General features: G+C 68.2%; 4 protein-coding genes. 1 reads left to right on the top strand and 3 read right to left on the bottom strand.

What is annotated here, in order from left to right:
- Positions 1-27: 27 nt before the first annotated feature.
- Both ABDW21_RS11765 and ABDW21_RS11760 read right to left on the bottom strand, forming a co-directional pair.
- The gene (locus tag ABDW21_RS11765) at positions 28-894 is read right to left on the bottom strand and encodes an LLM class F420-dependent oxidoreductase (RefSeq protein ID WP_343601670.1); all 867 of its coding nucleotides are present in this window, start codon (positions 892-894) and stop codon (positions 28-30) included.
- A gap of 68 nt (positions 895-962) precedes the next feature.
- Positions 963-1,628 carry a TetR/AcrR family transcriptional regulator gene (locus ABDW21_RS11760; RefSeq protein WP_343601668.1) on the bottom strand — a complete coding sequence of 222 codons (666 nt, stop codon included), beginning with the start codon at positions 1,626-1,628 and terminating at the stop codon, positions 963-965.
- A gap of 76 nt (positions 1,629-1,704) precedes the next feature.
- Here ABDW21_RS11760 and ABDW21_RS11755 point away from each other — a divergent pair, with 76 nt between their 5' ends.
- Positions 1,705-3,174 (top strand): NAD(P)/FAD-dependent oxidoreductase, encoded by a 1,470-nt coding sequence (locus ABDW21_RS11755; protein ID WP_343601666.1) that lies wholly within the window; start codon positions 1,705-1,707, stop codon positions 3,172-3,174.
- Positions 3,175-3,211: 37 nt separating this feature from the next.
- Here the strand turns inward: ABDW21_RS11755 and rraA are convergent, their stop codons facing one another.
- The gene (gene rraA, locus ABDW21_RS11750) at positions 3,212-3,703 is read right to left on the bottom strand and encodes a ribonuclease E activity regulator RraA (protein WP_343601664.1); all 492 of its coding nucleotides are present in this window, start codon (positions 3,701-3,703) and stop codon (positions 3,212-3,214) included.
- Between the last annotated feature and the right edge of the window lie 97 nt (positions 3,704-3,800).

The following is a 3,800-nucleotide window of genomic DNA, read 5'->3' as shown; positions in this document are numbered from 1 at the left end:
AACGCAACCAGTAAGCGGTCCGGCGACTCATCGCGGGTCGAGCAGCCCCGACTCGCGGATCGCCTCGGCCAGCGGCTGCAGCACCGCCGGGTCGTGCGGCGGCGCGATGTAGACGATGCCGAGGTCCAGGCCCTCGGCGGCCAGCGCGGCGGCGGTATCGACGACCTGCCCGTAGTTGCGGTCCGCGCCGAGGAACAGGTGCGCCGACAGCGTGATCTCCTTTCGGTCCCGTCCGATGTCCGCGCAATGCGCCGCCAGCACGTCGCGCTTGTGGGCAAACTGCTCGGGTGTGCCGCCGACGAAGTTCCAGTGCTGCGCGTAGCGGGCGGTGATGCGCAGCGTGCGCTTCTCGCCGTTGCCGCCGATGCAGATCGGCGGGTGCGGGCGCTGCGGGCCCTTGGGCTCGTTACGGGCGCCCTTGAGCTGGTAGTAGTGGCCTTGGAAATCGAAGCCGTCGGTGGTGTCCTGGCTGAGCAGGCCGATCAGCACCTGGCAGGCCTCCTCGAAACGGTCGAAACGTTCCTTGATGCTGCCCAGCTCGATGCCGTAGGCGCCGGACTCCTCCTCGTTCCAGCCGGCGCCGATACCCAGTTCGAGCCGGCCGCCGGAGATGACGTCCAGCGCGGCGGCCATGTTGGCCAGCACCGCGGGGTGGCGGTAGTGGATGCCGGTCACCAGCGTGCCCAGCCGCAGCCGGGTGGTGGCCTGCGCCAGCGCGGTCAGCGTCGTCCAGCCCTCCAGGCACGGGCCGGTGCTGTCGCCACCGAAGATCGGATAGAAGTGGTCGAAGGTCCACCCGGACTCGAAGACAGCCATTTCGTCGGCGGCTTGCCAGACGGACAGCATCTGCGGCCAGGTGGTGTGTTGCGGAGAAGTCTTGAACGCGAATCGCATTCACCCAACGCTACTCGTAGAGCCCCGGCCGCGGCGACAGGGCTGGGACGGGCACCTGCGCAGTCGGCTCAGGCCGGCGGTTCGTCGTCGAGCGGGGCGGACTGCCCGTAGATGCTGCTCACCCAGATGTGGGTGAGGGTATCGACGACCCGCTCCTGGCTGATCGCCGGTTGCTCGGCGGACAGGGTGGCCATCATCGCGCGTTCGTTCATCTGGTTCAGCGATGTCGCGAGGTCGGCCGCCGCGATGGTCTGCGGTGCGGCCCCGCGCGCGCGTTCGGCGGTGATCATCGTCGCGGTCTGGTCGATCCACTTCTGCATGAATCCCGACCACACCGCGCGGATCTCCGGGCTGGCGGCCAGCGCTTCGGTGCCCGCCCGGGCCACCGCACGGTGCGAGCAGAACGCGGTGAAGAACGCGTCGATGCCGCTGCGCCACACCCGGCGCGGATCCGCCGGCAGCCGCTGCATCGCGCCGTCAAACTCGGAGTCGGCGCGCGCGATCAGCGGCTCGAGCAGCGTGAGCAGCACCGCCTCCTTGGAGCGGAAATAGAAGTAGAACGTCGGCCGGGACAGACCCGCCCCCCTGGCCAGGTCGTCGACGGAGATGCCGGCGAACGAGCGCTCCTTGAGCAGTCGCCGGGCGGTGGCGAGGATGGCCTTCTCCCTGTCGTCGCCGGACGGGCGGGCCGAGCGACGACCCCGGGCGGCGCGGGTCGAGCCGGCTACGGTCACGACCTTTACTCTACAGTGTGTCGACACAATCAACATATGATTGACTTTTTCGACACCCCGTTGATAGCGTGGCGTCATGACCGAACATCTAGACGTCGTCGTCGTCGGTGCCGGCATCGCCGGCGTCAGCGCGGCCTGGCACCTGCAGGACCGCTGCCCGACGAAGAGCTACGCCATCCTCGAGCGGCGAGACGATCTCGGCGGCACCTGGGACCTGTTCCGCTACCCGGGGATTCGTTCCGACTCGGACATGTTCACCCTGGGCTTCCGGTTCAAGCCGTGGCGCTCGTCCACGGCGATCGCCGACGGAGCGTCGATCAAGGCCTACGTCAAGGAGGCCGCCGCCGAGCATGGTATCGACCGGCACATCCGATACGGCCGCAGGGTGGTGGCCGCCGACTGGTCCGACGCCGCCAGCCGCTGGACTCTCACCGTCGAGCATGACGGCGCGCGCACCGAGATCACCTGCTCGTTCCTGTTCGCCTGCACCGGCTACTACAACTACGACGAGGGCTACTCGCCATCCTTCGGCGGCGCGCAGGACTTCGAGGGCGTCATCGTCCACCCGCAGCACTGGCCGGAGGACCTCGACTACGCCGGCAAGAAGATCGTCGTCATCGGATCCGGCGCCACCGCGGTGACTCTCATTCCGGCGCTGGTGAATTCCGGCGCCGGCCACGTCACCATGCTGCAGCGCTCACCCACCTACATCGGCTGCCTGCCCGAGGTGGATTACGTCGCCGGGGGGACGAACCGGCTACTGCCGGCCCGCGCCGCGCACGTGGCGAACCGGTGGAGGGCGATCGCCTTCAGCACCGGCGTGTATCAGTTTTCGCGGCGGTTCCCGGTCTCGATGCGCAGGATTCTGATGTGGATGACCAAACGGCGACTGCCCAACGGCTACGACGTCGAGAAGCACTTCGGCCCGCGCTACAAGGTGTGGGACCAGCGGTTGTGCCTGGCTCCCAACGGCGACCTGTTCCGGACGATCCGCCACGGCGACGCCGACGTCGTCACCGATACCATCGACCGGTTCACCAGGACCGGTATCCGGCTGGGCTCGGGTGCAGAGCTGGACGCCGACATCATCGTCACCGCAACGGGTTTGAACATGCAGCTGCTGGGCGGGCTGACGCTGTCCAGAAACGGCGATCCGGTCGAGCCGCCGTCGTTGATGACCTACAAGGGCCTGATGTTCTCCGGTGTCCCGAACTTCGCCGTCACCGTCGGGTACACGAATGCGTCCTGGACGCTCAAAGCCGACCTGGTCTCCGAATTCGTCTGCCGACTGCTGAACTACATGGATGCCAACAGTTTTGACACCGTCGAGCCGCAGCATCCCGGCGATGACGTCGACGAGCTGCCGTTCATGAACTTCACCCCGGGCTACGTCCAGCGGTCGATGCATCTACTGCCCAAGACGGGGTCGCGTGCGCCGTGGCTGCTCATGCAGAACTACCTCTCCGACCTGCGCCTCATCCGGCGTGGCAAGGTCGAGGACGCGGCCCTGCACTTCAGCAGGCACCGGTCGCCTGCGGCCGTATAACGGCGACTGCGAGCCCCTCGCCGCCGCGGGTCGCCACTCAGGCCGGGTCGGCCGCCGCGACGACGACGATGCCGTCGTCGTCGCTGTAGGCGATACGGCCCGGCGCGAACTGAACGCCGCCGACATGAACGACGACGTCGCGATCGCCCGCACCCGTCTTGCCGCTCTTACGGGGGTTGGTGCCCAGCGCCTTGATGCCGATGTCGATGCCGCTCAGCGTTGACACGTCCCGTACCGCGCCGTACACGATCAGCCCCGCCCAGCCGTTGGCGCGGGCCAGCTCCGCGATGACGTCGCCGACCAGCGCGGTGTGCAGCGAACCCGCGCCGTCGACGACCAGCACCCTGCCCCCGCCCGGCTCGGACAGCACCGACTTCACCAGCGCGTTGTCCTGGAAGCAGCGCACCGTGCTGATCGGGCCGGCGAAGCGCGCCCGGGCGCCGAACTGACGGAACTGCACATCGCAGCTGCGGGCGTCGGTTCCGAGTTCGTCGACCACGTCGGCGGTGGGCCGGAATGTCAGCGCCACGATCAGCTGCCGCGTCGGCGCAGTTGCCTCACCACAAGCAGGGCCAGCAAGCTGATCGCGATGGCCACCGCGATCTGGACAGGGGAGCGCTCGGCCG

The sequence above is a fragment of the Mycobacterium sp. genome (assembly GCF_039583805.1).
In the GTDB taxonomy this organism is placed as follows: domain Bacteria; phylum Actinomycetota; class Actinomycetes; order Mycobacteriales; family Mycobacteriaceae; genus Mycobacterium.
The sequence above is the reverse complement of the archived record's forward strand: the minus strand, read 5'-3'. Positions and strand labels throughout refer to the sequence as shown.